This window comes from Rothia sp. SCPM-O-B-18226 (M350) (genome assembly GCF_058213595.1).
On record NZ_JBYQJS010000001.1, the window covers coordinates 122,738 to 148,715 of the forward strand.

Consider the following 25,978-nt stretch of genomic DNA (forward strand, 5'->3'; position numbering starts at 1 on the left):
TAAAAACCGAGAGTAGAGTTCTGACTCGTAAACGAAATAAGCATTTTGTTTGGAGATTGTCGTGAACAACGAAACCACCACAGCAGTCACCGCAGAGGCAGTGACCGCCGCAGCCCCCGAGCGCTCCTCCTGGATCAAGGTCATCAGTACCTCCCTGCTGGCATCCCTAATCGTGGCGGTTGTTATTCTCGCCTTCACTTGGCCTACCAAGACCATGGAGGCAAAGAACCTGCCCGTCTCTATCGCAGGCCCCGAGGTGACCGTCAGTCAGTTTGAACAGTCCCTCAAAGATAAGGGTATTGAAACCTTCGAACTGAAGCAGGCATCCTCCCGCGAAGAGGCTGAACAGCAAATCAAGCAGCGCGAAACCTACGGCGCAATTATCTTCACCGAAGGCGCTGCTCCCGAGGTGCTGACTGCCCCCGCCGCGAACGCCGCAGCAACCCAGATGCTCAACGGCGTTGCCACCCAGCTGAACGCGCAGATCCAGCAGAAGGCACTCACCGCCAAGACTGAGGCCCTCACCCAGGCGGTGCAGGCCGGTGGTGAGCAGGGTGCGCAGGCTGCCGCTCAGCTGGAGCAGATGAAGGTGCAGGCCGAGCAGGCATCCGCAATGGCGGTGAAGACCACCGCCGTGGTGCCCCTGAGCGAGAATGACTCCTCCGGTTCCGGTATCGCTATCTCCGCATTCCCGCTGGTCATTGGCGGTATTCTCGGTGGTTCCTTCTCCGCACTGCGCGTGAACGGCACCTGGCGCCGCTTCGCCACCGCAACCCTGTACGCCGTCATCGGTGGTGCATTGACCGCCCTGATTCTGAGCACCTGGTTCGGTTTCATCCCCGGCGACTTCGCTACCCTGTGGGCTGCGTTCGGCGCTACCTACCTGGCGACCGCCTTCTTCATTGTGGGTGTGGGTGCACTGTCTTCGCCGCTGATTGGTCTCGCTGTAGGCGCGGTCATCACCATGTTCATCGGTAACCCGATTTCGGGCGCAAGCATGCCGAGCGTGTTCCTGCCCGGTGCGTGGGGTCAGATTGGTCAGATGTTGGTGCCGGGTGCATCCTCGACCCTGCTGCGTTCGATTGCGTACTTCCCGGAGGCTGCAACGAGCGACCAGTGGCTGGTGCTCGGCTCCTGGATTGCGTTCGGTCTGCTCGCCGGTGTCATCGGCTGGGCTCTCAAGGAGCGCCGCACCGCAACGGTGGAAGCATAACCACCGCGGGTTAGACCGCCGGTACAACGTAAGAAGAGTGTGTGCCGTGTTCACTGAACACGGCACACACCCTTTCGGCATACCGACTATTACCGACTGCTATTCGCTGTTACTGGTTGTCGAGGACGTACTGTTTGAACTGCTCGTCCCGGCGTTTGAATTCTTTGAGCTCATTCTCCAGAGCAGCCTGGTTCTTGGCGACGAGCGGCTTCTGGTACTGCGCCTCCAGGTCGTAGAGCTTCTGCGAACGGCCTACATCCTGATTGCACTGCGCCTGGATAGTGGCGATTCGAATTTCCTCTTCTGAGGGGGTGGTGCTCTGACGAATATTCTTTTCTTCCTTGACCGTCATCTCACTATCGGGGGTGAGGCCCTTGTCCTTGACGCATCGCTTCCACTCGTCGTCGAGGGATTTTTTGAGCTGTCTATCGCCTGCGGCGTTTCGAGCGTCGGTTTCCAAACGCCTATACGTGGCGGAGCCGAATGGTATCTCTCCGATTTTTGCCATCTCTTCGCTGGCGCGCTGATAACATTCGGTGCTGACATCCTTCCCGGGGTCGGATGTGGGTGCAGGGGAGGACAGATCCAGCGTATTCGAGTCTTCGCTCTTGTGGAGGCCGTATTTTTGGGCGTACTCAACGTTCCAGATTCCGTAGGTCCTACCGAAGTTCCTGCCGGATCCCTCGGTGCGGACAAACATCTTGTAGTGCTGCCCGTGTTCGGCAAAGCACTTTTTGCGGGCGAGCTCAAGGGCCTTGGTGAAGTATTCGTCCTTGCCGTCGGTGTTGTAAGCGTCCAGGGGTAGGATTACCCGATCATTTTCTACGTCGAAAATCGCGCGGGCGCTTTCATCCTTCTCCAACGTGGGACCGAAGGAGCAAGAGGACAGCACAGTGCTGATGAGGGCAGCCGCCAGGAGCTTTTTCAAAGCTGACATGGTGTATATCCAATCTGTTACGGGGAGCCCGCGGCGTCGCGGCCACAACCCCCCCCGTAGACCACGCGAACTAGGTGGCCTTGAGAACACTTCTTGAGAAGGTGACTTAACAATACCCCTAGTGGATGCGGGTTTGTGCTCAATAGGCTGGTGCGTGCAATAGAAAATTTTCTGCCGCATGGCGGGTTTGGTGCTGGTTGCGGCGCGGTTCGGTAAAACCATGGTGGAACCCCGCCGAAACCACTGCGAAAACGGCGGAGAGTCAGGACGGGCAGGCGGGTGCACCTGATTTGGTGCCCCGCCCGCCTCGCGCCACAATGAACACATGACCGCAGAAGACACCACCACACTAACCAGCGCCAGGCTCGACCTCTGGCTCTGGTCAGTGCGCATCTTTAAAACCCGATCCCTCGCCGCCGACGAATGTAAAGGCGGCCACGTGCGCGTCAACGACGCCCCCGCCAAACCCTCCCAAAAACTCAAAAAAGGCGACGTGGTGCGTGTTCGCTACCCCGGCTGGGAACGCGTCTTCAAAGTTGAAAAACTCCTCGTCAAACGCGTAGGTGCACCCATCGCCGTCACCTGCTACGAAGACCTTTCCGGCCCGCGCCCCGCCTACCTCTCCATGCCCCCGGTCGCCAAACGCGAACGAGGCAGCGGCCGCCCCACCAAGAAGGAACGCCGCGCCCTCGACGAACTGCGCGGCCGAGGCGCCTAACCGCGCATCTCGTACACCTATCTCGCAGAGTGCACCCCGCCCCGCGCGCAGGCACCCGCCGCGGCGGCGGGGAGTAGCCTAGAAAGATGAGCACACAGAAGCACCCGAACAACGCGCCTGCCGCGAGCCCCAGCGCCAATGCCGGCACCAACACCGCCGAGCCTTCGCTGAACCGGCGCATCCTCGCCCTCGCCGTACCCGCCTTCGGTGCGCTCATCGCCGAACCCATCTTCGTGCTCACCGACTCCGCCCTCATCGGCCAACTCGGCAAGGCAGAACTCGCGGGTATGAGCATCGCCGCCACGCTCGTCACCACGGTCGTGGGCCTCATGAACTTCCTCGCCTACTCCGTCACGCCCGCCGTGGCGCGCGCCTTCGGCGAGAAGAACCTGCGCCGCGCCTGGCAGATTGGCGTGGACGGCGTGTGGGTCGCCTTCGGCCTCGGCATGCTCCTCATGATCGCCGGATACGCCTTCGCAGACCCGCTACTGCGCGGCCTCGGCGCGACCGACGAAACCATGAGCTACGCCCTCGACTACCTGCACCACTCGCTCTGGGGTATTCCGCCGATGATGATTATCCTCGCGCAGGTCGGCACGCTCCGCGGGCTGCAAGACACCGTCACCCCGCTCAAAGTCGCCACGGTCGGCACGCTCGTCAACATTGTGCTGAACTGGCTGCTCATCTACCCGGTCGGCTGGGGCGTCGCCGGTTCGGCGACCGGCACCTCCCTCACCCAGTGGGGCATGGCTGCCGCCCTCGGTGTGGTCATGATGCGCGGCACCCGCGAACACGCCGTCCGCTGGGCACCCGACGTAACCGGCATGCGTTCGGTGCTCTCGCTCGGCTCCTGGCTCATGCTGCGCACCCTGTCCATGCGCATCGCCTCCCTGCTGACCGTGTTCGTCGTGGCACGATTCGGCACCGAACACACCGCCGCCTACCAGCTCGGCATGGGCGTATTTAACCTCTTCCTCTACGCCCTGGACTCCCTCGCCATCGCCGCCCAGGCGCTACTCGGCAAGGAACTCGGCGAACGCGACCTCAACGTAGAATCCGAGCGTGCAAAGGTGCGCCAGCTAAAAAACCGGCTGCTCCGCATGAGCCTCATCTACGGCGTCATCACCGGCCTGATCTGCCCGCTCATCGGCTTCTTCGGCTCCTGGATTTTCACGCAGGACGCGCAGGTGGCGTTCCTCTTCACCATCGCCACCGTCATCATTGCGCTCGGCCAGCCCATCGCCGCGTACGTGTTCACCTTGGACGGCATCCTCATGGGCGCGCAGGACGTGAAATACCTAGCAATCGGTTGCTTCATCATGCTGGTGATGTACGTGCCCGTCATGCTCGGCCTGCACTGGGCGGTCGGCAACGGCACCATGGATGCGCTCGCCGGGTATTGCGGCTTGTGGGCGGCGTATATTCTGTACTTCCAGGGAATCCGCGCGGTCATTTTTGGCCGCCGCGCCCGCTCGGATGTGTGGATGAAAGCCGGTGCCTAGTAGGGGGTAGGTAGCAGGCTGAGCGGCGGCTGGAACAGGCCTGTTGGGGTGGCTCCCCGGCGCTCGCGCATATTTTCTGCGGAGTATTTCCTGCGGGCGTAACTCGCCACATTTCGTACCGCCGGCACCCGCTGTGGGTGTAGCATGACGGGGTATTGAAACCCTCATGCAAAGGATGAAACCGTGACCGTAACCCGCGAAGAAGCTCTCGAAATTTTCGCCCGCCGCCGCGCAACCCGCGCCTACGACCCCGACCGCCGCATCAGCGACGAAGACTTCGCCGCAATCCTCGAATTTGCGCGCCTGTCGCCCAGCTCCGTCGGCACCGAGCCGTGGAAGTTCCTGGTCATCCAGGACCCCGAACTGCGCGAAAAGCTCAAGCCGATCGCCTGGGGCATGGTCGGTGCCCTCGATAACGCAAGCCACTTGGTCGTGCTGCTGGCGAAGAAGGGTCTGCGCTACGACACCCCGTGGATGCGCCGCACCCTCGAAGGTCGCAACCTCACCGAGGAGCAGATGCAGGCAGCACTCGAACGCTACAGCGACTTCCAGAAGAACTGCATTAAGGTTCTGGAAGACGACCGCGCGCTCTTCGACTGGGCATCCAAGCAGACCTACATCGCCCTGGGCAACATGATGACCGGCGCCGCTATGCTCGGCATCGACTCCTGCCCCATCGAGGGTATGGACTACGATGCAGTGAACGAGCTGCTGGCTTCTGCCGGCCTGTTCGACCCGGAGGAGTTCGGCGTGTCCGTGGCCGTGACCTTCGGTTATCGCGCCCGCGAGATCGCGCCGAAGAGCCGCCGCCCCATCGAGGACCTGGTCACCTGGGCCTAAGGTTTTTGCCGGGCTGTTAGCTCGGGCTTTCGGGCGGGGCGTTTACGCTAGATGTTTGTGCTGGATGCTCAAGCTAGGTGTTCAAGTTAGACGTTCAAGCCGCCATCCGTGAAAACTGAATATAAAGAAATGCACCGCCTTTACACGGGCGGTGCATTTCTTTATATCTTTTACCGTACAAAAAGCACGGTGAGATGCGCTTTTGAAATTTTCGTTTGAAATCGCGTGGGGCGATTCAGCCTGTATAACCGTGCCAGCCTGCGCGCCAGCCCGTATAACGGCAGAGCGCTACTTCCTAAACGCCGTCAGACGCATAGAATTCAGCACCACAAATACCGAACTAAACGCCATTGCCGCAGCCGCAATCATCGGGTTCAGCAGGCCCGCCACGGCAACCGGAATAGCCGCCGAGTTGTAGGCGAACGCCCAGAACAGGTTCGACTTAATGGTGCGCAGCGTAGCGCGGGAGAGGCGCAGCGCCGTCACCACCGAAGCAACATCCGAACGGGTCAGCACAATATCGGCTGCCTCCGCGGCAACGTCCGTGCCTGAACCCATCGCAATGCCCAGCTCAGCAAGAGCCAGCGCCGGGGCGTCATTCACGCCGTCGCCGACCATCGCCACGCGGTGACCGGCAGCCTGCAACTTCTCAATCACCTGCGACTTACCCTCGGGGGTCACGCCGGCGTACACGTTATCTGCCGAAATGCCGACCTGCGAGGCAACCGCCTGCGCAACCTGCGGGGCGTCGCCGGTGAGCAGGATGGGCTCCAGACCGAGCTCGCGCAGCTGCGCCATGGTCTCGGCGGCCTCCGGCTTGGGGGTGTCGGCAACCGAAATCATGCCGACCGGCTGCGGGGCGGGAGCGTTTTCTGCGGCCTCGTTATTCGGAGCCTCGCCGCGGGCGACAACCACCGTCGTCAGACCCGCCCGGCGAGCCTGATCCAGCAGGGCCAACTGAGCCTCGCTCAGCTGCGCACCCGCCGCCTGCAGGTACTCGGGAGTACCCACCACAACCAGCTGGGAGGCGCCATTCTCAGCGCCTTCACCCGCGCCGCTCAGCACGCCGCGCACGCCTCCGGGAACACCCTCAAAGCCGCTCACACTCGGTGCCGAAGCACCCTCCGCCAGCACGCCCTGCTCACGGGCAAAACCAGCAATCGCGCGGGCAATCGGGTGCTCACTCAGCGCCTCCACGGCGGCGGCATCACGCAAAACAGACAGGGAACGTTCATTCTTGGAACCGGAAGAATCCGGCGAAATACCGGACAAATCACCCGCCGACTCATAGTCACCAAACGTGCCGTAGAACGCCACAGACATCTCACCAGTCGTCACCGTACCGGTCTTATCCAGCACCACGCGATCAACCGTGCTCGTCGCCTCCAACACCTGCGCATTACGAATCAAAATGCCCAACTGCCAGCCGCGACCCGTACCCGCCAAAAGCGCCGTCGGAGTAGCCAAACCCAAAGCGCACGGGCACGCCACCACCAGTACCGTCACCGCCGCATTAAACGCCGCCGCACCGTCACCAGAAACCAGCCACCAACCGACCAGGGTCAGCGCCGAAATCACCAAAACCACCGGCACAAACACTGCAGAAACACGATCCGCCAAGCGAGCAATCGGAGCCTTCGTCTCCTGCGCGCTCGCCACCAGCTCGCCCATCTTCGCCAGAGTCGTCTCAGCGCCCACACGGGTCGCACGCACCGTCAACGAACCAGACGTATTCACCGTCGCACCCGTGACCGCATCACCCGGATGCACCTCCACCGGCACGGACTCGCCGGTCAGCAGGGACGCATCCACCGCCGACGAACCCTCAACCACCACACCATCCGTGGCGATCTTCTCACCCGGGCGCACCAAGAACAGGTCATCCGGCATGAGGTCCTCCACTGGAACCTGCACCTGCTTCGTCACACCCTGCTTATCGGTGCGCAGCAGAGTCGCCTCCTTCGCACCCATACTCAGCAGGGTGCGCAGCGCCTCCGAAGAACGGTTGCGAGTGCGGTGCTCAATCGCGCGGCCAATCAGCAAGAACAGCGTCACCATGGACGCCGAATCAAAATACAGCGGCGCATGGTTGCCGGTAAACATCGACCAGAAACTACCGCCCGCATGATGCACATGCGCCGTCAACGCCGGGTTCATGAGCAGCTGCGCCAGCGAATAGAAATACGCCAACACCACGCCGAGAGACACCAGCGTATCCATCGTGGACGAGCCATGACGCGCATTAATAAGCGCCGCACGGTGGAACGGCGCAGCACACCAAAACGCAACCGGCGCCGTCAGAACCGCCACAACCCAACCCCAATTCGGGAACTGGAACGACGGGAACATCGAAATCAAGAAAATCGGCACACCCAAAATCGCCGCATAAATAATGCGGTCAGTGAAGCCGCCCTTCATGCTCGGGGTGCTGTGCTGCCCGCCGCCGTCGGATGTGCTCGCATCAGTGGCGGCACCCGCGCGCGGCCCGTTCTTGAGGTGCGCCTTGTAGCCGGCATTGTTGATGGTCTCAACGATCTGGTCGTCGCTCACGCCCTCGGGTACGATGATGCGCGCGGACTCCAGGGGCAGGTTCACCGCCGGGTCAACGCCGGGGATTTTGCGGAGCTTACGCTCCACGCGACCCACGCAGGATGCGCAGGTCATCCCCTGAATATCCACATGAATGATTCGGGTGGACTCCGTTGATTTTACGGTCGTTCCGGCGGCATTAAAAAGAGAGCGCTCACTCTGTGATGAGGGCTTCTGGGGTGCCGTTGAAGGCTGTGTAGAAGACACAATACTTCCTCAAAAATAAAAACGGGAGGGTAGAAAAAGGCGCACACCAAGCCGGGGGAGGGGCCCCGAAGGACCCCGCCCCGGGCGGTGTTTGGCGCAATGTTTAGGGTGCGGCGTCGAGAGTGCGCGAGGGGAAAATCAACGCGGCTTAGTGGTCGCCGGGTAGCCCATCCGGGCGGGTCGTGTGCGGGCGAACACCGGTCACCTTCGCGCCTCGATCGGAGACACCGTACGCGCGTTTCACAGCGGCCCGCGGGAACGGCGAAGCGTTCGCCTTCTCGCGAGCCTTCAGACCCTGCTCATGCTCGGCGGAACGTTTATTTTCGCTGGTGCCGCCGCGTCGTGAGGCGCCCTTAGCCTCTTCGCGGGTCTTGTATTCGGGGCTCTGCTTGACCCAGGAATCGACCAGGGCGGGGTCCAGGCTCATCTGCCGGGCGACGCGGGCAATCGCGTCGCGCAGGTGCATGTTATCGACGCCGACGAGGGTGCGAACCGCGCCGACGACCATTGCGATGTAGTTAGCCGGGTATGCCATGGTGACTCCTGGGTGTGGGTTGCTATGTCTAGCGTACCGGTTTGAGTTGTCCCGGGGCTGTTGTGTGGCGGTCGATTAGACGGCGGGGGTGAAGCCAGCCTCGACGATAGCGTCTGCGACGGCCTGGGTGTTGAGGGTGCCCTCGTGCTCAATGGTCACGGTGGAGACGCCGTCCTTGACGACGTCCACGGTCACGCCGGTGACGCCGGGAACTTCGCTGATCTCTTCGCTGACGCTCATAGCGCAGTGGTTGCAGGTCAGGCCGGTTGCCTTAACGGTGGTGGTGCTCATGATGAGTTTCCTTTCGGTTGTGGGGTTGAAAACTTGGGTCCGCCCGGTGTTTAGGGGCAGCGTGTTTAGCTGCGCATGAGGCGGGAAATGGCGGCGGTTGCCTCTTTGACCTTGGCTTCTGCGATGGTCGGGTCGCCGGTGCGTTCGGATTCGACGGCGGCGCCGGTCACGCAGTGGCCGATGTGCTCTTCGAGCAGGTTCAGGGAGACGGCGTGGAGTGCCTTGGAGACCGCGGCAACCTGGGTGAGGATGTCGATGCAGTACTTGTCTTCATCGACCATGCGGGCGATGCCGCGGACCTGCCCTTCGATGCGGCGCAGGCGCTTGAGGTGCGCCTCTTTGTTGGAGGCGTAACCGTGCTGGGTTTCGGGCGCCTCGCCGCCGCAGCATGCGCCGGTGTGCGCCTCGGACTGTTCCTTGGCGGGTGCGTCGGATGCGGTGCTGACCTGGTCGGATGTGCTGTGGCAGCACTGGTTGCTAGTGGTTTCCATGGCTTAAGTGTATACCCTAGGGGGGTATCCCGCAAGGGGGTGTTACGAGTTGTTACGCGGTATGGGTTTTCATGCCGAGACTCTTTACGCCGAGAATTTTCGCTATGGGGCTGTAACCCGTGCAGAATTTGTGCCATGGTTTAGTGTCTTCTGCCATGGTTTTTAACTACGACCAAAGATACTAACCTATGGCACAATTTTTCGGCACGGCACGGTAAAACAAAAGCGGCCCCGGACGCACATGCATCCGGGGCCGCCTGCTGCGGTTATTTATATATTGGGTCAGAGTTGGTTTACATGTCGGGCCAGTCGCGGTGCAACGAATACTCTGTGTCCCCGTCACCGCTATCGTTGAGATGCCAGCGCTGGCCGGTACGGATGTCAGCCTTGCGCAACCTGGGGTTCGGGTTATCCTTTTTACCCATGGTGGGGTCGTTCTTGCAGCCCCAGCGGGTGTCGTCGTCATCGCAGGTGCCGCCGACGCGTCCCACATCAACCCACCACACACGAATCAGTAGCGGGTCAACGGTATCTTTCGTTAGCACAACATCCAACGCCTGCCAATTGCCGCCGTTCACCCGGAAACGACCAGAGTAAGACACTGTTGCGTAGGCATGGAAATTACCCGAACGCTTATACACATAACTGGTGGCGGTCTTGCGTGGCTCTTCGCCGCGTGCCCTGCTAACCGGCTTACCCATGGTGTAGAAAGTATCCTCGTCACCGTTGCCGTATTGGATGGTCATCTGGGTGGGATAGGATTCGATTTCTACGTGGCCGATCATGAGGTCGCCTTCCCAACGTGCGGTGGGTGCGTCGACGTAGAAGTTGACGGCTTGGTTCTTGTAGACGTTGGGGTTGTTTTCGCCGAGGCCGGTGCCGAGGTTGTAGGACTGCTTCAAAACAGGGGCCTGGATATTGGTGTTAGCGAATTGGTCCTCGATTTCTTGGAGCATTTCCTCAAGAGTGGGGCCCTTGGGTTCGGCGGGATTATTTGGTGTCAGAGTTTTAGCGTTGAGCGCCTGACAATAAGTTCCCAGTCCCGTTTTTGAATTGTAATTTACCTCTTCATCACCAGCAGGCATCTCTCGGACGCGGGCGTATTTGCCAGGCTGCCTGCCTTCTGCAAGACATTCCGCCTCTCCTGGCTTGCGTGCATCGCCTTTGGGAATATACATTGGCTGACCTAATCCGTTTTTTGTTTCGTTGTATTTTCTATGAAATTCTTCTTCTATTCGCTGGTTCTCTGCTTGTATTTCAAGTGATGACTTAGAATCGTTTGATTCTGTAGTGGCATCCATACTGCCTCGCCTCGCGAAATTCCGTTGAGGAGTTTTTTCCTTCGTGAAGCATACAGCATGGCCTTTATCGCTGTTGCACTCCTGGCTCCCCGCAGGAGGAATATTACTAAAAATAGATGATGCGATGAGTGCAAAAGTAAGCGAACATGCACTTCCCATTTTCCTAATACGTAGCATACTATTTCAACAACCCTTTTTCTTTCAGTTGCTCCTGGGAGAGTGAACCAACGATTGTCCAAAACCCATCTGAATACTTGAGAATATAAGCGCCGTTATCATCCCCCTCTGCTGTATTGGCGTCCTCGGTATATGACCCATCAGGTTCAACATACATTGCATATTCCCAAATATGCTTTAGCATGAGGGTATATTCTTTAGATTTTTTATCATAGATAAACTGGCCCTCAAGCTGGTATTTATCAAGCCCGTTAATAATCCATCCACCGCGCTTATAAAGGCGTTCGACATATCCATAGAATTTATCTTCATCAGTTTCTTTTTTCACATAAGATTTGGCATATTCGCAATTACCCGTCTGAACCGCATAGTTATGAGATATGGTCCAGTCGTTCATCATGTCGAGAGCCCCTTCTTGAGTTTCGGGGTATTTTTTTCGATTCGGGGGCTTCGGGACATTCTGTGCAGGGCCATACGCGTCAGCCTTACGGTACTCGCCATCGGGGGCCTTCGAGCCACCGGAGTAGCCGCGGGTAATGACAGGGCTCGGGGTCGCCGAGGCCGAAGACGCCTCGGTAGCCGAAGCTGATGCCGTAGCGGTTTCGCTCGGCACGGCAGATGCGGTGGCTGCCGCCTCGTTATTTGCCTGCTGACCGCATGCCGCAAGCAGGCCGGTCAGGCCGAAGAGTGCGCCGCCACTCAGCAGGGTGCGGCGGGTCAAAACGGATTCAGGTCCCATTGTGGTGCTCCAATCGTCGGTGATGGTGTGTATGTGCTAGTCGAGAATGTTTCTATAGGTACGGCGACGTGCCTCGAAAGTGTTCTGGCTAGGTATTCCATGCTGTCGATGCACCGGTGCATCGCTTTGGGTCCCGAGACCACCTTACAGGATGTTTGCCATCTTTTGCAGTCTTTTGAGGTTTTTGGTGGTGAAAGTTCGTTGTTCGAGCGTCTTCGTCTGCCGGGTGGTGTGTGCGGCTTCTCGTGTTGGGACCGGTCGATAGGGCGCCTTCACCGCGGGTTAAAGACCCACGGTGAAGGCACTAACCTATCGAAAACCTCGGTCTAAAAAGCAGGCGGCCCCGGACACTTCCGTATCCAGGGCCGCCTGCTGCGGTCATTCAGCGCCTACGAGGCAATCTTTGCGATCTGGAACATGGACGCCGGCATCGGTCGGTCCAACGACCAGCGAATATGCATCGGCTTGGAGCCCTCGTGAGAAATGTATTTCACGGTGCCCAGGCACATGTAAGGGCTGGTGCCTATAGCATCCTTCTTGTTGCGGCGAACAAAAAGAACGATGCGTCGGCCTTGCTCCTCATGATGCTGGAAGAGCTGACCCAGCGTGCTTTCGGGGGTGGTTGCGTTCTGTGAGTCCCACGCGAACTCGTCAGTGCTAATGGCGTAGTCCTTGTACATGGTGGTTGGGGAGAAATGCTTTTCAGACTTCTCCAAATTCACTAGTAGTGCGGTGGTGTTTGACGAGTTGAAAGGTACGACACCGTTGACCGAAACACCAGGAACCTTAAAGTTCTCCTCATGACCACCCAAACCGGCAAATAGTTCCTCACGGGAGTAGAAAGCGTGAGTGCGCAGAGGAATGTCTTCGCCCTCAAAGAGCGGCAGGGTAGAGGAGGTATCCGTAGCGGCGTTGAAGTTCCAGACGCTTTCTAACTCTTGCAGAATACCGCGGCTCTTACGTAGAGTTGCCAGGCCCTCGTCGAGGGTGAACTTCTTGGTAGAACCGTCCCACTTGGCATAAGGCCAAATGGAGAACAGGAGCATCCATGCGTGGCGGTGCTGTTCATCGGTCATGTCCTGCTCCAGGATGTCCGTGTTCAGCAGCTCCAGGTAGGCGTTAATGCGGAACATATCGTGCACGTGCGTGAGTGCCTTGACTCGCTTATTCGTCTCGACGGCCACGTTGTCCTGGAAAGGAACCACCAGGTCGGGGTACAGTCCACTCGCGGCCTGGAGACTGGTCCAGGTCGTTGCGACGGGCTTAGTGACACCGGGCAGGGTCACCTTGCTGCTACGGCCGTAAATCTGCGGCAGTCCCAATCCGTAGTGGTTGATGAAGTCAATGACGGTGGGGCGAATATCGAGGTCCGTGGAGTTTTGGCGGATATCTTCCAGGTAGCTCTTGACGGTGTCGATGAGGGCGTTTTTATTCATACGCAGGGACTCACGAATTTTCTCGAGAACTTGCTTCTGAGTCAGCTCGTCCAGATGAAAGTGACAGCCAGCCGGCAGTTCAGGGCTCTCAATGTCCCGCTCGGTCAGGGTACCCTGCCGCGTAAAGGCGCGGTACTTGTGGTGAACCATGAAGTTCTTGTTCTGGTGTCCCACAAAGTCGAGGACCGTCAGAACAGACTTCAACGGTGCACGGCGCAGACCGCGGCCCAGCTGCTGCAGGAAGAGGGTGAGCGACTGGGTGGGGCGCAGCATCAGGAGGGTGTCGACGCTCGGAATATCGACGCCCTCGTTGAACAGGTCCACGGTGAAAATAACAGCAAGTTCATGATCGTCACTCATGAACTTTTTCATAACCTCATCACGACGTTTGGAGCTATCATCTCCCACCAAGAAATCAGCGGGAATACCCACCTCGTTGAACTTCTGTGCCATGTATTTGGCGTGCTTCACGTTCACGCAGAACCCGAGCGCCTTCATGCGCAGGGGGTTGTCGACCTTCTCGCGTAGTTCCTTCACGATGATGCGCAGGCGGCGTTTAGCATCTTCATGGTCGGTGTACCGTTTTGCCAGGTCGTTTTCGTCGTACCAGCCACCACGAATGTTGATGTGGCGCAGGTCGGTGCCGTCGGCAATACCGAAGTACTGGAAGGGTACGAGGAGGTTGTCTTCGAGTGCGTCCCACAGGCGGATAGAGGTTGCCACGTAGCCGTCAAAGTACTTGTCGGCGATGTTCACCCCGTCTTCTCGTTCGGGGGTTGCGGTCAGGCCGATAAATTCGCGGGGCTTAAAATAGTTGAAAACTTTGTCCCAGCTGACAGCTTCAATGTGGTGACATTCGTCCATGATGATGACATCGAAATAGTCCGGTGCATAGTTTTCGAGGGCGGCACCTGACAACGTTTGAATGGTTGCAAAAACAGCCTCATTGTATTCAGGCTTTTTGCCGCCGGTCAGGAGCTCACCGAAATTACCTTTTAGCATGACGTCGCCGAAAGTGCGACGCGCCTGGTCAAGGATTTCTTTGCGGTGCGCAATAAAAAGCAGCTTCAGCTTTTTGCCGGACTGCTCGCAGAGGCGCCTGTAATCGAGAGCCGAGAACACGGTTTTGCCGGTGCCGGTTGCGGCCACGGCGAGGTTGCGGTGACGACCCTTAGAACGAGCGTTCTGCATTTCTTCAAGCATGCGCTCCTGGTGCGGGAACGGGTGCACATCCAGCAGGGACGAGTCGATATCGTACTCCAGGCCCTTGCTTTTACGGCCGGTAATATCCGCCTTGGCCAGGACAGTGTCGAGCTCCTGTTTCTCCTTGTCAGAGGCGGTGTAAAGAGTGAAATCGCCGCTCTTCCAGTAGCTCTCGAACAGGCCTTCAAACTGGCGGATCAGGCCGGGAGTAATCGGGCTGGAGATGCGAACATTCCACTCCAGGCCGTCAGTGAGCGCGGCGCTGGAGAGGTTCGAGCTGCCCACATAGCCGGTGGACATGCCGGTATTGCGGTGGAACAGCCAGGCCTTCGCGTGCAGGCGGGTGCTGTCGCCCTGGTAACTGATTTTTACCTCGGCACCGTACTCTTCAACGAGGCGGTCAATAGCCTTTCGGTCGGTTGCGCCCATGTAAGTGGTGGTAATAATACGAAAAGGAATACCGCGATTTTTAATAGCTTTAAGCTGCTCACTCAAACTATTAACACCGGACATTTTAAGAAATGAGCAGAGCAAATCTACACGGTCTGCACTTTCTAATTCTTTCTGAATTTCAGTATTGAGATTCAGGTCTTTAGAAGTATTCGTCATCAGAGCAACGTCGCTCAGAGGAATGTCGGGGCGCGTAGTCTTTGTATTCGTGAGGGCGAGTTCGCGCATCTGAATTACGTTGCTGTCGTCATCGGTCAGCAATGAATCGTTCTGCTCTTCGGCATCCTGCGGTAGGAGCTCCATCATGCGGTTGACGAGTTCCACCTGGTCTGCAGGGGTTTTGAGGCTTTCGAGGGCGGGGGCCAGCTGGGTGGCAAAGAACTGGGTGAGCAGTTCGGGGATGTTGTAGTCGTCCTTTTTGAGAATTTCTTCCTGCCATTGTGCGCCTTCGGGGATGGCGTGGCTCATGAGCGATGCGCTCTTGAGGTGTTCGTACAGTCCCAGGGGGAGAGTTTCGTCAGTCGTGGTCATAGCAGCAGCCTAGCAGCCCGGGCGGTTTGCTGCTGCTTGGGTGGTCACCGGCTCACGGGGTCGGGGTGGTGGAATCCTGTAATTACAAAAATTCTGCCCTGCATCTTCCTCGAGAAGCCACATGTGTTTCGAGAAGCCACGTAACTTGTTGCTTTTCGAAACACATGTGGCTTCTCGGCGCATTAAAAGTAAAAGTCAACACAAAACCGCCCCGTCCACTGCCCCCACACGGGGGTGCAGCGGCCGGGGCGGCCTCAATCAGCAACCCAAAACCGGCTTACAGGCTCTGTGCCTGAATTGCGGTGATCGCAACGGTGTTGATGATGTCCTCAACGGTGGTACCGCGCGACAGGTCGTTCACGGGCTTACGCAGACCCTGCAGAACCGGGCCCACAGCGGCAGCACCCGAAGACTGCTGAACAGCCTTGTAGGTGTTGTTACCGGTGTTCAGGTCGGGGAAGACGAACACGGTAGCCTGACCAGCAACCTCGCTGCCGGGCAGCTTGGTCGACGCAATGGACATGTTCGAAGCAGCGTCGTACTGGATCGGGCCCTCAACCGCGAAGTCGGGGTTCGAAGCGCGCACGATCTCGGTTGCCTCGCGCACAACGTCCACGTCTGCGCCAGCGCCGGAGGTGCCGGTCGAGTAGGACAGCATAGCAACCTTCGGCTCCACACCGAACTGGCGTGCAGTCTCTGCGGATGCCTTCGCAATGTCGGCCAGCTGCTCTGCGTTCGGGTTCGGGTTCACTGCGCAGTCGCCGTAGACCAGAACGCGGTCTTCCATCAGCATCAGGAAGACGGAGGAGACGATCTTGGTGCCGGGGCGGGTCTTGATGAACTCGAGCGAGGGGCGGATGGTGTTCGCGGTGGTGTTCACAGCACCGGAAACCATGCCGTCGGCGATGCCCTTGTAAACGAGCATGGTGCCGAAGTACGAGGGGTCGGTCATGCGCTCGCGAGCAGCCTCAATGGTGACACCCTTGTGTGCACGCAGCTCGGCGTAGGTTGCGGCGAAGTCCTCGGAGTACTCGTTGTTCTCGATGTCGATGATGCGGATCGAGCTGGGCAGCTCAATACCCTCAGCCTGGCAAATCTCTGCAATCTTGGCGGGGTTGCCGAGCAGAATCAGGTCGCAGAAGTCGCGGCGTGCAATGATTTCGGATGCACGCAGGATACGCACGTCGTAACCCTCGGGCAGGACCACGGAGCGGCGGTTTGCGCGTGCGGTCTCGATGAGGTTGTGCAGGAAGCGCAGCGGGGTCATGGAAGCCGGGCGCTCGATGGACAGGCGGGACAGCAGCTCGTCCTTGTTGACGTGCTCGTCCCAGCCACCCAGGGCGGCGGCCAGCTTGCGCTGGTGACCGCTCTCGAGGGAGCCGTGCACGCGGGAGACGGCGCGTGCGGACTTGAAGGTGTCGTGCTCGGTGGACAGCACCGGGAAGGGTGCGTTCTTGATGAGCTCGCCCACGGCGGTGTGCTGGCCGGAAACGTCGTCCAGGCCGCCGGTGAGCAGCACGCCCGAGGGAGCGGGGAAGGACGGTGCCAGTGCGGAGGCCAGGGTTGCGGCCACGATGTCTGCACGGTCGCCGGGGACAATCACGAAGTCGCCGTCGACGAACTGGCCCAGGAAGTTGGAGACGGTCATGGCGGCGACCTTGATGCCGTGAATATCGCGGCTGAGGTCCTCAGCCTTCACGCCGGCGGTGTCGAGCTTGAGGGCCTCGGCCACCTCACCGACGGTCGGAGCGGTCAGCTCGGAAATCTCGGGCAGCACGTAGACGGGCAGGTTTGCCTCGCCGCGCTTGACGGACTTCTCGATGTCCTCGCGCAGGGTGGGCTCTGCACGGTTGACGATGACGGCGAGCAGGTCAGCCTTGGATGCGGTCAGCTCGGTGCGGGCCACGTCAACGGCGGTGACTGCCTCTTCGACGGTGGCTTCCTGCGCACCGACGATAGCGACGACGGGCAGGCCCAGGTCGCGTGCAATCTGGACGTTCAGGTCGAATTCGACTGCGAGTGCGTTGGCGGGCAGGTAGGCGCCGTCAACAATCACGACGTCGCTGTTGGCTGCGACCTTCTCGTAGGCGGATACCGCGCGGGAGGAAATCTCTTCGGTGTCGCCCTCAGCGATGAGTGCGAGTGCGTCGTTCATGGAGACGGCGCCGCCGACCTGCTCCTCGGAGAGGTTGAAGTGCTCGCGAATCAGGCGTGCTACGGGGTCGTCAGCGATGGTTGCGCCGTCGAAGACGGGGCGGAAGAAGCCGACGCGGTCCGCGCGCTTAATCAGGGAATCTGCCAGGCCCAGGGCAATCAGGGACTTGCCCGAGTTCGGGGACGTAGCGGAGAGGTAAAGACCGGTGGTCATATTCTACTTTCCTTCGGTGGGGTGGCGTTCGGCGCCGGTACCGCGCGTGCGCAGGGGTTCCCTGTGTCTGTGCGGTGTGCGTCGAGCGTAGGTCACTTTCTATGTTAAGACTTTGCGGGTGTGGCGCCTAACAGCGTTCAGGGTGCGATGTGTCGCACGGCGTTCCGGGTGGGGCCGCCGCGTGCCTCGCGGTGCCCGCAGCCGTTGGACTAGCCATTTGGTCTTCCGTCTGGAGGCTGTTTACGGGTTGGGGATGCGCGCGTACCGCACGCTGTGGCCGGGCGCCCAGATGCCGCGTGCCTCAAATTCGATGCTGTCGCGCCGGTAGCCGAGACGCTCGTAGAAGGAGAGCGCCCGTTCGTTTTCGGCCATGACCCACAGGTAGGAGTTCTCGTCCGGGTAGATGGCGGACTCGTACAGCTCACGCCCCAGGCCGGTACCGTGCGTGTGGTTGAGGGTGTACAGGTGCGCGAGTTTGCGGGTGCCCGCGGGCAGCTCGGGCATGGAATCGGCGCGTTCGAGCTCCCACTCGGAGGGCTCGCAGAGCGAGAGCATCAGGCCGACCGGCTTCTCCCAGTCAATCCGCGCGCCGATGGAGCAGGAGAGCCCGCCGTCGGGGGTCCAGCCGGGCACCTCATAGGCGAAGAAGCCGCGCACGGTGGGGGAGGAGATGTGGCGGTGGAAGTCTTCAAGGTATTCGTCGCGTTCGGCTCGGTGGCGGGCGGTGAAGCTCTCCCCGAGCGCGTCAAAGTAGAGCGGGTCGTAGGTTTGCTCCATGCAGTCCAGCTGCAGGTTGACGTACTTTTCGGCGTCGGTCGGTTCAATCGGTGCGAGCACGTAGCGGCCCTGACATACAAATCCCATGGGTTCCAGTCTACTCAGCCTGTTTCTGCCGAGGCGGTTCCTCACGGGTGCGTACGCTAGGGGCGTGCGGGAGCGGCACCCCGGGATGCGAGCGCCGTCGGGCGGCCCGCCCCCGATTAGGTGCGGCGCTGACCGGGGGCGGGCCGTCGGCTAGGCTAGAGGGTATGGCGAAAAAGAGCAGGGCACCCAAGAAAACCCAAAAGGCGCAGAAATCCCAGAAGCAGCAGAAGAACCGGGCCGACGATACCGAGAACACCCCCGTGCAGGGCGCGGCGGCAGGCGTGTACCCCATCTCCACGGGTGAGGCGGAGCTCGTCCCCGACGGCTACCACGCCGACGGCTGGCTGCTGCTCATCAACGGCGTGCAGTCTTCCCACGTAATCGTGGGCGAACCCCGCCAGCTGGATTTTGAGTACATGCGCTGGATCGCGGCGGTCGTCTCCTCGCACGTGGAGGAGCACCTGGACGCCGCGAAGCTGCGCATCACCCACCTCGGCGGCGGCGCCTGCTCCATGGCGCGCTATTTCGCTGACCTGTACCCGACCAGCCGCAACACGGTCGTTGAGCTGGATGCCAAGCTCGCCGAGTATGTGCGCGCCTGGTTTGACATCCCCAAGGCGCCGCGCGTGAAGATTCGCGTGGGCGAGGCGGGTGCCGTCACCTCCACGTTTGCCCCGGCTTCCCGCGACGTGCTGATTCGTGACGTATTCGCCGGGGACACCACCCCCGAGGCGCTCACCACCGTCGAGTTCACCCGCACCGTCGCCGAGTCGCTCGCACCCGGTGGCCTGTACATCCTGAACTGCGGCGACGGGCCGGCGCTGACCGGTGCCCGTGCGGAGGCGTCCGCCCTGCTTGAGGTGTTCGAGTACGTGTGTATTGTGGCGGATTCGGCCATGTTGAAGGGTCGCCGCCGCGGCAACGTCATTATTGCCGGTTCGCACGCGCCCCTGCCGGAGGCCGGCTCCGTGCAGGCGGCCGCTATTTCCCGCGAGCTCATGGGTGGAGGCGTGCCCGCCCAGTACTGGGACACCGCGCGGGTGCGCCAGTTCGCGGGTTAGATTTCGGGGATAGGTTAGTTCCTTCGGGGATAGGTTAGTGACGTTGGGGGTGGGTCTTAACCACCCCCAACGTCACTAACCCACCCCTAAAATCGCCAACCCATGACCGAAGCCATTCCGAGATATATACGGCACGGGCGAAACCCCACCGCTACCGACCCCAACCCGATACCATGGTGACCATGCGATACACCTATCTGGGCCCCTCCGGCACCTTCACTGAATCCGCCCTGCTGAGCGTCCCCGGCGCATCCGACGCCGAACGCATCCCCGCCACCAGCGTGCCCGACGCGCTCGCACGCCTGAACGCGGGCGAGGCGGACGCCGCCATGGTGCCCATCGAAAACTCCGTGGAGGGCGGCGTGAGCGCCACCCTGGACGCTATCGCAGCCAGCGAGGGTGTACGCATTATCCGCGAGGTGCTCGTGCCGATCCGCTTCGTGCTGGTCGCCGCGAAGCTCCTCAGCATTGAAAACGTCAAGACCATCTCCACGCACTCGCACGCCTGGGCGCAGGTGCGCGGCTGGGCCCAGGAGAACGTGCCCACCGCCGCCTACCTGCCCGGCTCCTCCACCGCCGCTGCGGCTGTCGGCCTGCTCGAAGAGGGCTGCACCTACGATGCGGCAATCTGCTCCCCGGCGCTGCTGAACTACCACCCGGAACTGCACGTCATCCAGGACAACATCGGCGACAACAAGAACGCCGTGACCCGCTTCGTGTTGCTCTCCCGCACCGCCGACATTCCCGAACCGACCGGCTCCGACAAGACCACCCTGACCGTGCCGCTGCCCGCCAACCGCGCCGGCGCCCTGCTCGAACTGCTCGAACAGTTCTCCGTGCGCGGAGTGAACCTTTCCCGCATCGAATCGCGCCCCACCGGCGAAGGCATGGGCTCCTACTCGTTCAGCATCGACGCCGACGGCCACATCTACGAGGCACGCATGCGCGATGCACTGCGCGGCCTGCACCGCGTCTCCCCGACGCTGAAATTCCTCGGCTCCTACCCGCGCGCTGACCACGAAAACACCGAAGTCGACAGCATCCACTCCGACGGCTCCTTCGACGCCGCACACGAATGGGTCGAGTCGCTCTTCCCCAATGGTCGCCCCGCACAGCTGCAGCGCCACTAGAGGCACGCTAACCGGTCGCCGCTAGCTACCGGCCAGCGCAAACCCCGCACGCACCCCACCGCAAGATTAGGTAGGATAAAACAGTGATTGATATTAACCTCCTCCGCGAAAACCCCGACGCCTTCCGCGCCTCCCAGCGAGCACGCGGCAAGGACGAAACCCACGTCGACCGCATCCTCGAAGCCGACACCGCACGCCGCGCACTCATCGGCGAATACGAGACCCTGCGCGCCGAGCAGAACGCCTTCGGCAAGAAGGTTGCCAAGGCACCCAAGGAAGAAAAGCCCGCACTCGTCGCACAGGCCAAGGAACTGGCCGCCCGCGTCAACGAGGCGAAGGCATCCTCCGAGGCGAAGACCGCCGAATACGAGGAACTGATCAGCAGCATCGAGAACCTCATCATCGACGGCGTGCCCACCGGCGGCGAAGACGATTACGTGGTCGTCAAGAAGGTCGGCACCCCCCGCGACTTCACCGCTGACGGCTTCGAGCCGCGCGACCACCTCGAGATCGGCGAGCTCGTCGACGGCATCGACATGGCCCGTGGCGCGAAGGTTTCCGGCGCACGCTTCTACTTCCTCAAGGGCCAGGTGGCCCGCCTGGAGCAGGCACTCATGTGGATGGCGCTCGACCTCGCAACCGAGCACGGCTTCACCATGATGACCACCCCCACCCTGGTGCGCCCCGAAATCATGAACGGCACCGGCTTCAACGTCAAGCACGACGACGAAATCTACCGCCTCGAACGCGACGACCTGTACCTGGTCGGCACCTCCGAGGTGGCGCTCGCCGGCTACCACACCGACGAAATTCTCGACTTTGAGAAGGGTGCGAAGAAGTACCTGGGCTGGTCCTCCTGCTACCGCCGTGAGGCAGGCTCCGCTGGTAAGGACACCCGCGGCATCATTCGTGTGCACCAGTTCAACAAGGCTGAAATGTTCGTCTACTGCCCCGTCGAGCAGGCAGAAGAGATGCACGAGAAGCTGCTGTCCCTCGAAGAGGAAATGCTGCAGCGCTGCGGCCTCGCATACCGCGTGATTGACACCGCCGCAGGCGACCTGGGCACCTCCGCAGCCCGCAAGTTCGACTGCGAGGCGTGGGTCCCCACCCAGGGCACCTACCGTGAGCTGACCTCCACCTCGAACTGCACCACCTACCAGGCGCGCCGCCTGAACATTCGCGAGCGCACCCCGGACACCGTGGACGAGGCAGGCAACGTGCGTAAGGGCCGCACCCGCTCTGTGGCAACCCTGAACGGCACCCTGGCAACCACTCGCTGGTTGGTGGCCATCCTGGAGACTCACCAGCAGGCTGACGGTTCTGTTGTGATTCCGGAAGCACTGCGCCCGTACATGGGTGGTGCCGAGGTCATCCCGGCAGTAGCCGCTGAATAAGGGAAACCCCGCCTGCTGAGTAATCTCAAAACCATCTGAAAACCCGCTCACCGCGTAAACGGTGGGCGGGTTTTTGCGTGGGCAGGTAGTCTAAGAACTATGCCTCTTTACCGTAAACTCCTTGGTGTTTCTGCGGCGGCGGCGCTGACCGCCTCCGCCACTGGTGCCCGCAAGAAGGCGCGCCGACGCGCTATCGAACTGGGCGCGCCCTTCGGCGTTCTGCCGACCCTGCCCACCGGTGAGGCGCAGCGTGTGGGCGTGGTGTACAACCCGAGCAAGCCGGGTGCCGCGGCCACCGTCGAGATTCTGGAACGTATCCTCGCGGCGAACGGCCACCCGAAGGCGCTGGTGCGCACCACCCGCGTGGACGAGCCCGGCTCAGAGGCCGCCCGCGAGCTGATTGCCGAGGGCGTTGACCTGCTGATTGCCGCAGGTGGTGACGGTACGGTGCGTGCCGTGGCGGCGGCGCTGGCGCATCACGAGGGGCCCAAGCCGCGCCTGGGTATTCTGCCGATGGGTACCGGTAACCTGCTGGCGCGCAACCTGTATATTCCGGTGAGTGACGTGGCGGCGTGCGTGAATATTGCGCTCAACGGCGCGGGTCAGGACGTTGACGCGATTGAGATGTCGACTATGGGCACCACCGGCGAAGAAACCGAACACACGTTCTTTGTGATGAGTGGTGCCGGCTTCGACGCGCTCGTCATGAACGATACGAACGAGGAGATTAAGGCGAAGTTCGGCTGGGTCGCGTACGTGCAGTCCGGCATGAAGCACATGCTGGGCAGGTCGCATCCGGTGCGCATCAGCGTGGACGGTGGGGAGCCCCGCATCCTGCCCATGCGTTCGGTGCTGGTCGCGAATTGCGGTCGCCTGCAGGGCGGTATTCGTCTGGCGGATATGACGGATGTGCACGACGGCAAGCTTGAGGTGATTGTGGCGTCCCCGCGTGACCTGGTGGAGTGGGGCCTGCTGATGGCGAAGGTGATGCGCCGTACGATTCTGGGTTCGCCGCGCGTTGAGCTACCGGTGATTCGCCACCTGGTGGGGTCCGAGGTGGTGCTGGAGTTCCCGGATGGTGCGCAGCCGGTTGAGGTGGATGGCGACCCGGCGCCGTCGGCGCACCGTATTAGCGCGCGGGTGCTGCCTGCCGCCGTGGAGGTGGCGGTTCACCCGGACGTGCTCTAGGGTCGCGACGTTTTAGGAGCGTATTTTAGGGTTGCGGGCCGTTTGCGGCGCCTGTTTTTGAGGAATCGCCCAGGTGGGTGGCGTATTCTCGGGATTGTTGATGTATACACCGAGTACGTCAGGAGACAACCACGATGAGCAACCAGCCTGCCCTTCAGCACACGTATCTTCCGCATCCCGCGGATGGCCTGCGGGAGAAACCGCGGCGTGGTTTCTGGAAGACTGTTCTACGTATCATCGCCTGGGGCATGTACGTTCTGAGTGTGCCCGTGTGTTTGATCGTGACGGGGGTTGTTATTGTCGGCCTGGTGTTGCTTGGCGGTTCGATTGATAACGTGATTCTTCACTTTGTGGTCATGCTGGTGATGCCTTTTGTGGCTCTGGTCCTTGGCTGTGTTGGGCTGTATTTCTTTGGTGTGAAGATCATTGGTGGTCTTTTCACGTATTCGCGGGCTGATAGCGAGGTGGAGGACCGCAGCGAGCGTTTTGTGATAGGTACGTACGAGCTCTTTGCTGAGATATTTTCGGGCCTCCCTGACATTGACTTCTTCTGACGGAGGTGGCGTCTAGGGGCTGGCTCCTAGAGCTGGCTTAAACGTATAAACGCGGTGGGGCACGACCTGTTGAAAGGTCGTGCCCCACCGCGTTTTATTGCCTGTGCAGGCTGTTAGGTTTTAGGAGCCCCAGGTAATGAACTCGTCAGGGTCAGCCTTGCCAACTTCAGTAGGAGTAGCAGGAGCCCAATAGTGCCAGTCACCGTCGTGCCACTCCATCACCATATCGGCAGACCAGTACGTAGCCGACGGGGTCTTGATCAGCAGTCGCACCGTTGCACGCTCCGGGGTGTAGGAGATGTATCGGTAACCGGAAATGTGGAGAACCGGAGCGGTCGTGGTGGTGTCCTTCATGCGGAGTTCGCGGAGCGCATCGGCGCCGGGGCCAACAATAGTCGGCATATACTCCTTCGGGGCCTCAATTATCTGGATATAAGCCCAGGTTGCGGCATACAATCCGCCTTCAGCCGAGTGTTCAAAGCAGTTACGCATCGGGGAATTTGCCATCGGGCCAGCGGTCTTCGATACCGGACCCATCCAACCCCCATCGGTGGTTACCCACGTGGTGTCCTTGGGGGCTGCATCCAGTACTGCCTGGTCGTCTGAGGCGCCAGCACCGCAGGTGCCTGCCGCTACCGTTGAGGTGGCCTTCGACTGAGCTGTACCGTTCGAACCGCCCGCGGCGGAGGTGTTGGAATTATCGCCGCCGCGCGGAATGAGCACGATGACCAGTACGACGAGGAGGGCGATGACGGCTGCTGCCAGTCCGAAAGCCCAGCGGGGGATAGTGACTCCACCCTTGTTCTCCATAACAATCTCCAAAATACGTAGACCCCGCGTCGGGGCGCGACAAACCCACCCCCAGCAGGAGGGCAGAGATTGAATGAGTGATGAGAATATGCGGTACCGCAGAACGCCTCTGAGTCAGAACGCAACGTCGAGGACTGCAAGATAACGCTACGGCACATGGTTATCGGTGTCAGAAGCAACCCTACCACGCATGCAAATATCCTGCAGGTGCTCGCCCTGCGCTACCATGATATGAGCTGGACTGCACGAAAAAACACCGAATTTCTACCGATAATCCGGTACCGAACCGTGCACCCACTATGCGTCAACGCCCGACGCAGACACCAGCCGCAGGCGGTCGCAACGAGGCTTTGCCCATCGTATGCCCCGCCTAGACGCATCACACCGATACATAGATACCGTTCATCAGAGAAAGCCCCTCTCCATGACCCGCAAAATCACCGCAACCGCCGCTGTCCTCGCTCTGCTCGCGACCGGCTGCTCCGCTAGCACCGATAGCTCCGCACCGGGCGGAACCCTCATCACCGGTGGCGCCTCAGCTGCCACCAGCACCCCCACCCCCAGCTCCACCACTCCTGCACCTGCAACCACCACCGCAGGCCGTACCCCCACCGTCGCCGAGGTGACCGCCTCCCCGAGTGCAGAGGCAAGCACCACCGCAGCATCCACCATCGCGGCATCCACCCCGACCCCGACCGTGAGCCTCGACCCCTCACCCCTGGCGGGAACCGGTGGCGGACCCCAGCAGCCCTCCAGCGTTCCTACCCTCAACAGCATCACTGACGAAGACCGCGGTCGTGCCCTTGAAGCCGCGAAAGCAATTGTTGCCGCCTACACCAGCGGCAAGCCGTACAAGGAATGGTCAGAAGAGCTTTACCCCATGATTGATCCCAAACTGCAAAACCGGTATGGACCTAACTCTCGTATTGATATTTTCAAGGGAACCGTCACCAATGCTGAACTGGTTGATGACCCGACCCTGAAGGTTCCTGGTGGCGACAATCCCTACTGGCTCACGGTTTGTGTGAAGGTCGAAGGAAGTATCAGCCCCGCCTACTATGTGCGGTTGCACCGTACCGCGGAGCGCCCTGATAAGTGGAAGGCGTCTCATATCCTTGAGCCGCAGGGCTTCAACAGCTTTGTGAAGGAACGACTGAAGGAACAGAATAAGTAGAGCGATGGGCGCGGCTTCCTGCTAGGATGCCCCCTGCAGGGGGCCTGGGTCGGGGAGCTCACCCGGTACCCTAAACGCCCACATGTGACCTGGATTATGAAAAAAATCGCCGATTTTTTCACTATTTCCTGAAAATCAGAGGGGATAGTGAAAAAATCGGCGATTTTTTACACTATTTTTCTCGCCGTCCAGTCCGGTGCAGTCCTCGCCTCTATACGCTGTGAATCGGCAAAAATCCCGATAGCTAGAGGACCAACCCGCAAACGTAGAAGCAG

General features: G+C 60.5%; 21 protein-coding genes. 10 read left to right on the plus strand and 11 right to left on the minus strand.

Annotated elements, in window-relative coordinates:
• The first annotated feature begins 61 nt into the window (after positions 1-61).
• Positions 62-1,213, plus strand: coding sequence for an ABC transporter permease (locus AC3E6W_RS00555; protein WP_490652065.1), 1,152 nt, complete (start codon positions 62-64; stop codon positions 1,211-1,213).
• 109 nt (positions 1,214-1,322) lie between these two features.
• Here the strand turns inward: AC3E6W_RS00555 and AC3E6W_RS00560 are convergent, their stop codons facing one another.
• On the minus strand, positions 1,323-2,150 hold the full coding sequence (locus AC3E6W_RS00560; RefSeq protein WP_490652066.1) for a UDP pyrophosphate synthase: 828 nt from the start codon (positions 2,148-2,150) through the stop codon (positions 1,323-1,325).
• A 325-nt stretch (positions 2,151-2,475) separates the two neighbouring features.
• Here AC3E6W_RS00560 and AC3E6W_RS00565 point away from each other — a divergent pair, with 325 nt between their 5' ends.
• The 3 genes from AC3E6W_RS00565 (at position 2,476) to AC3E6W_RS00575 (ending at position 5,210) form a co-directional block, all read left to right on the plus strand.
• Positions 2,476-2,868 carry an RNA-binding S4 domain-containing protein gene (locus AC3E6W_RS00565; protein ID WP_070633606.1) on the plus strand — a complete coding sequence of 131 codons (393 nt, stop codon included), beginning with the start codon at positions 2,476-2,478 and terminating at the stop codon, positions 2,866-2,868.
• 86 nt (positions 2,869-2,954) lie between these two features.
• Complete coding sequence (locus AC3E6W_RS00570; RefSeq protein WP_490652067.1) at positions 2,955-4,370, plus strand: MATE family efflux transporter; 1,416 nt, start codon at positions 2,955-2,957, stop codon at positions 4,368-4,370.
• 183 nt (positions 4,371-4,553) lie between these two features.
• Positions 4,554-5,210, plus strand: coding sequence for an NAD(P)H-dependent oxidoreductase (locus AC3E6W_RS00575; protein WP_490652068.1), 657 nt, complete (start codon positions 4,554-4,556; stop codon positions 5,208-5,210).
• Positions 5,211-5,498: 288 nt separating this feature from the next.
• Here the strand turns inward: AC3E6W_RS00575 and AC3E6W_RS00580 are convergent, their stop codons facing one another.
• The 9 genes from AC3E6W_RS00580 to AC3E6W_RS00620 all read right to left on the minus strand — a co-directional run bounded on the left by AC3E6W_RS00580 (position 5,499) and on the right by AC3E6W_RS00620 (position 18,392).
• Positions 5,499-7,889: a heavy metal translocating P-type ATPase gene (locus tag AC3E6W_RS00580; RefSeq protein WP_490652069.1), complete on the minus strand. Its 2,391-nt coding sequence runs from the start codon at positions 7,887-7,889 to the stop codon at positions 5,499-5,501.
• 265 nt (positions 7,890-8,154) lie between these two features.
• Positions 8,155-8,541 carry a chorismate mutase gene (locus AC3E6W_RS00585; protein WP_294627360.1) on the minus strand — a complete coding sequence of 129 codons (387 nt, stop codon included), beginning with the start codon at positions 8,539-8,541 and terminating at the stop codon, positions 8,155-8,157.
• 75 nt (positions 8,542-8,616) lie between these two features.
• The gene (locus AC3E6W_RS00590) at positions 8,617-8,832 is read right to left on the minus strand and encodes a heavy-metal-associated domain-containing protein (protein ID WP_294498976.1); all 216 of its coding nucleotides are present in this window, start codon (positions 8,830-8,832) and stop codon (positions 8,617-8,619) included.
• A gap of 65 nt (positions 8,833-8,897) precedes the next feature.
• Positions 8,898-9,323 carry a metal-sensitive transcriptional regulator gene (locus AC3E6W_RS00595; protein WP_070648748.1) on the minus strand — a complete coding sequence of 142 codons (426 nt, stop codon included), beginning with the start codon at positions 9,321-9,323 and terminating at the stop codon, positions 8,898-8,900.
• A 293-nt stretch (positions 9,324-9,616) separates the two neighbouring features.
• Positions 9,617-10,624, minus strand: coding sequence for a peptide ABC transporter ATPase (locus AC3E6W_RS00600; protein ID WP_490652070.1), 1,008 nt, complete (start codon positions 10,622-10,624; stop codon positions 9,617-9,619).
• Positions 10,625-10,802: 178 nt separating this feature from the next.
• Entirely contained in the window at positions 10,803-11,540 is a 738-nt protein-coding gene (locus tag AC3E6W_RS00605; RefSeq protein ID WP_490652071.1) for a DUF6318 family protein, read from the minus strand.
• Positions 11,541-11,929: 389 nt separating this feature from the next.
• A complete protein-coding gene (locus tag AC3E6W_RS00610; RefSeq protein WP_490652072.1) occupies positions 11,930-15,160 on the minus strand; it encodes a DEAD/DEAH box helicase in 3,231 nt (1,076 codons plus the stop codon).
• Between the two features lie 277 nt (positions 15,161-15,437).
• Positions 15,438-17,528, minus strand: a complete 2,091-nt coding sequence (gene pta, locus AC3E6W_RS00615; RefSeq protein WP_049332384.1) for a phosphate acetyltransferase — start codon at positions 17,526-17,528, stop codon at positions 15,438-15,440.
• Positions 17,529-17,768: 240 nt separating this feature from the next.
• Positions 17,769-18,392 carry a GNAT family N-acetyltransferase gene (locus tag AC3E6W_RS00620; protein WP_490652073.1) on the minus strand — a complete coding sequence of 208 codons (624 nt, stop codon included), beginning with the start codon at positions 18,390-18,392 and terminating at the stop codon, positions 17,769-17,771.
• A gap of 164 nt (positions 18,393-18,556) precedes the next feature.
• Between AC3E6W_RS00620 and AC3E6W_RS00625 the strand changes: the two genes are divergently transcribed.
• From AC3E6W_RS00625 to AC3E6W_RS00645, 5 genes are all read left to right on the plus strand, one after another.
• Complete coding sequence (locus tag AC3E6W_RS00625) at positions 18,557-19,453, plus strand: spermidine synthase (RefSeq protein ID WP_490652074.1); 897 nt, start codon at positions 18,557-18,559, stop codon at positions 19,451-19,453.
• Between the two features lie 182 nt (positions 19,454-19,635).
• Positions 19,636-20,583, plus strand: coding sequence for a prephenate dehydratase (gene pheA / locus AC3E6W_RS00630; RefSeq protein WP_490652075.1), 948 nt, complete (start codon positions 19,636-19,638; stop codon positions 20,581-20,583).
• Positions 20,584-20,666: 83 nt separating this feature from the next.
• Positions 20,667-21,977: a serine--tRNA ligase gene (serS, locus tag AC3E6W_RS00635; RefSeq protein WP_490652076.1), complete on the plus strand. Its 1,311-nt coding sequence runs from the start codon at positions 20,667-20,669 to the stop codon at positions 21,975-21,977.
• Between the two features lie 99 nt (positions 21,978-22,076).
• Positions 22,077-23,165, plus strand: coding sequence for a diacylglycerol/lipid kinase family protein (locus AC3E6W_RS00640; RefSeq protein WP_490652077.1), 1,089 nt, complete (start codon positions 22,077-22,079; stop codon positions 23,163-23,165).
• 134 nt (positions 23,166-23,299) lie between these two features.
• Positions 23,300-23,719 (plus strand): hypothetical protein, encoded by a 420-nt coding sequence (locus AC3E6W_RS00645; RefSeq protein WP_070680936.1) that lies wholly within the window; start codon positions 23,300-23,302, stop codon positions 23,717-23,719.
• A gap of 120 nt (positions 23,720-23,839) precedes the next feature.
• On the opposite strand, the gene AC3E6W_RS00650 is transcribed toward AC3E6W_RS00645, so the two are convergent.
• Positions 23,840-24,529: a DUF8175 domain-containg protein gene (locus AC3E6W_RS00650; protein ID WP_294646901.1), complete on the minus strand. Its 690-nt coding sequence runs from the start codon at positions 24,527-24,529 to the stop codon at positions 23,840-23,842.
• A gap of 424 nt (positions 24,530-24,953) precedes the next feature.
• Between AC3E6W_RS00650 and AC3E6W_RS00655 the strand changes: the two genes are divergently transcribed.
• Positions 24,954-25,703, plus strand: coding sequence for a carbonic anhydrase (locus tag AC3E6W_RS00655; protein ID WP_490652078.1), 750 nt, complete (start codon positions 24,954-24,956; stop codon positions 25,701-25,703).
• The last annotated feature ends 275 nt before the right edge of the window (positions 25,704-25,978 follow it).

What these genes read in the sequence shown, in the direction of transcription:
- AC3E6W_RS00655 (WP_490652078.1), top strand. Translation starts at nt 24,954, where the DNA reads ATGACCCGCAAAATCACCGCAACCGCCGCTGTCCTCGCTCTGCTCGCG.
- AC3E6W_RS00650 (WP_294646901.1), bottom strand. Translation starts at nt 24,529, where the DNA reads ATGGAGAACAAGGGTGGAGTCACTATCCCCCGCTGGGCTTTCGGACTG.
- AC3E6W_RS00565 (WP_070633606.1), top strand. Translation starts at nt 2,476, where the DNA reads ATGACCGCAGAAGACACCACCACACTAACCAGCGCCAGGCTCGACCTC.
- AC3E6W_RS00560 (WP_490652066.1), bottom strand. Translation starts at nt 2,150, where the DNA reads ATGTCAGCTTTGAAAAAGCTCCTGGCGGCTGCCCTCATCAGCACTGTG.
- AC3E6W_RS00620 (WP_490652073.1), bottom strand. Translation starts at nt 18,392, where the DNA reads ATGGGATTTGTATGTCAGGGCCGCTACGTGCTCGCACCGATTGAACCG.
- pta (WP_049332384.1), bottom strand. Translation starts at nt 17,528, where the DNA reads ATGACCACCGGTCTTTACCTCTCCGCTACGTCCCCGAACTCGGGCAAG.
- AC3E6W_RS00600 (WP_490652070.1), bottom strand. Translation starts at nt 10,624, where the DNA reads ATGGATGCCACTACAGAATCAAACGATTCTAAGTCATCACTTGAAATA.
- AC3E6W_RS00590 (WP_294498976.1), bottom strand. Translation starts at nt 8,832, where the DNA reads ATGAGCACCACCACCGTTAAGGCAACCGGCCTGACCTGCAACCACTGC.
- AC3E6W_RS00570 (WP_490652067.1), top strand. Translation starts at nt 2,955, where the DNA reads ATGAGCACACAGAAGCACCCGAACAACGCGCCTGCCGCGAGCCCCAGC.
- AC3E6W_RS00625 (WP_490652074.1), top strand. Translation starts at nt 18,557, where the DNA reads ATGGCGAAAAAGAGCAGGGCACCCAAGAAAACCCAAAAGGCGCAGAAA.
- AC3E6W_RS00595 (WP_070648748.1), bottom strand. Translation starts at nt 9,323, where the DNA reads ATGGAAACCACTAGCAACCAGTGCTGCCACAGCACATCCGACCAGGTC.
- AC3E6W_RS00610 (WP_490652072.1), bottom strand. Translation starts at nt 15,160, where the DNA reads ATGACCACGACTGACGAAACTCTCCCCCTGGGACTGTACGAACACCTC.
- AC3E6W_RS00645 (WP_070680936.1), top strand. Translation starts at nt 23,300, where the DNA reads ATGAGCAACCAGCCTGCCCTTCAGCACACGTATCTTCCGCATCCCGCG.
- AC3E6W_RS00640 (WP_490652077.1), top strand. Translation starts at nt 22,077, where the DNA reads ATGCCTCTTTACCGTAAACTCCTTGGTGTTTCTGCGGCGGCGGCGCTG.
- AC3E6W_RS00605 (WP_490652071.1), bottom strand. Translation starts at nt 11,540, where the DNA reads ATGGGACCTGAATCCGTTTTGACCCGCCGCACCCTGCTGAGTGGCGGC.
- pheA (WP_490652075.1), top strand. Translation starts at nt 19,636, where the DNA reads ATGCGATACACCTATCTGGGCCCCTCCGGCACCTTCACTGAATCCGCC.
- AC3E6W_RS00585 (WP_294627360.1), bottom strand. Translation starts at nt 8,541, where the DNA reads ATGGCATACCCGGCTAACTACATCGCAATGGTCGTCGGCGCGGTTCGC.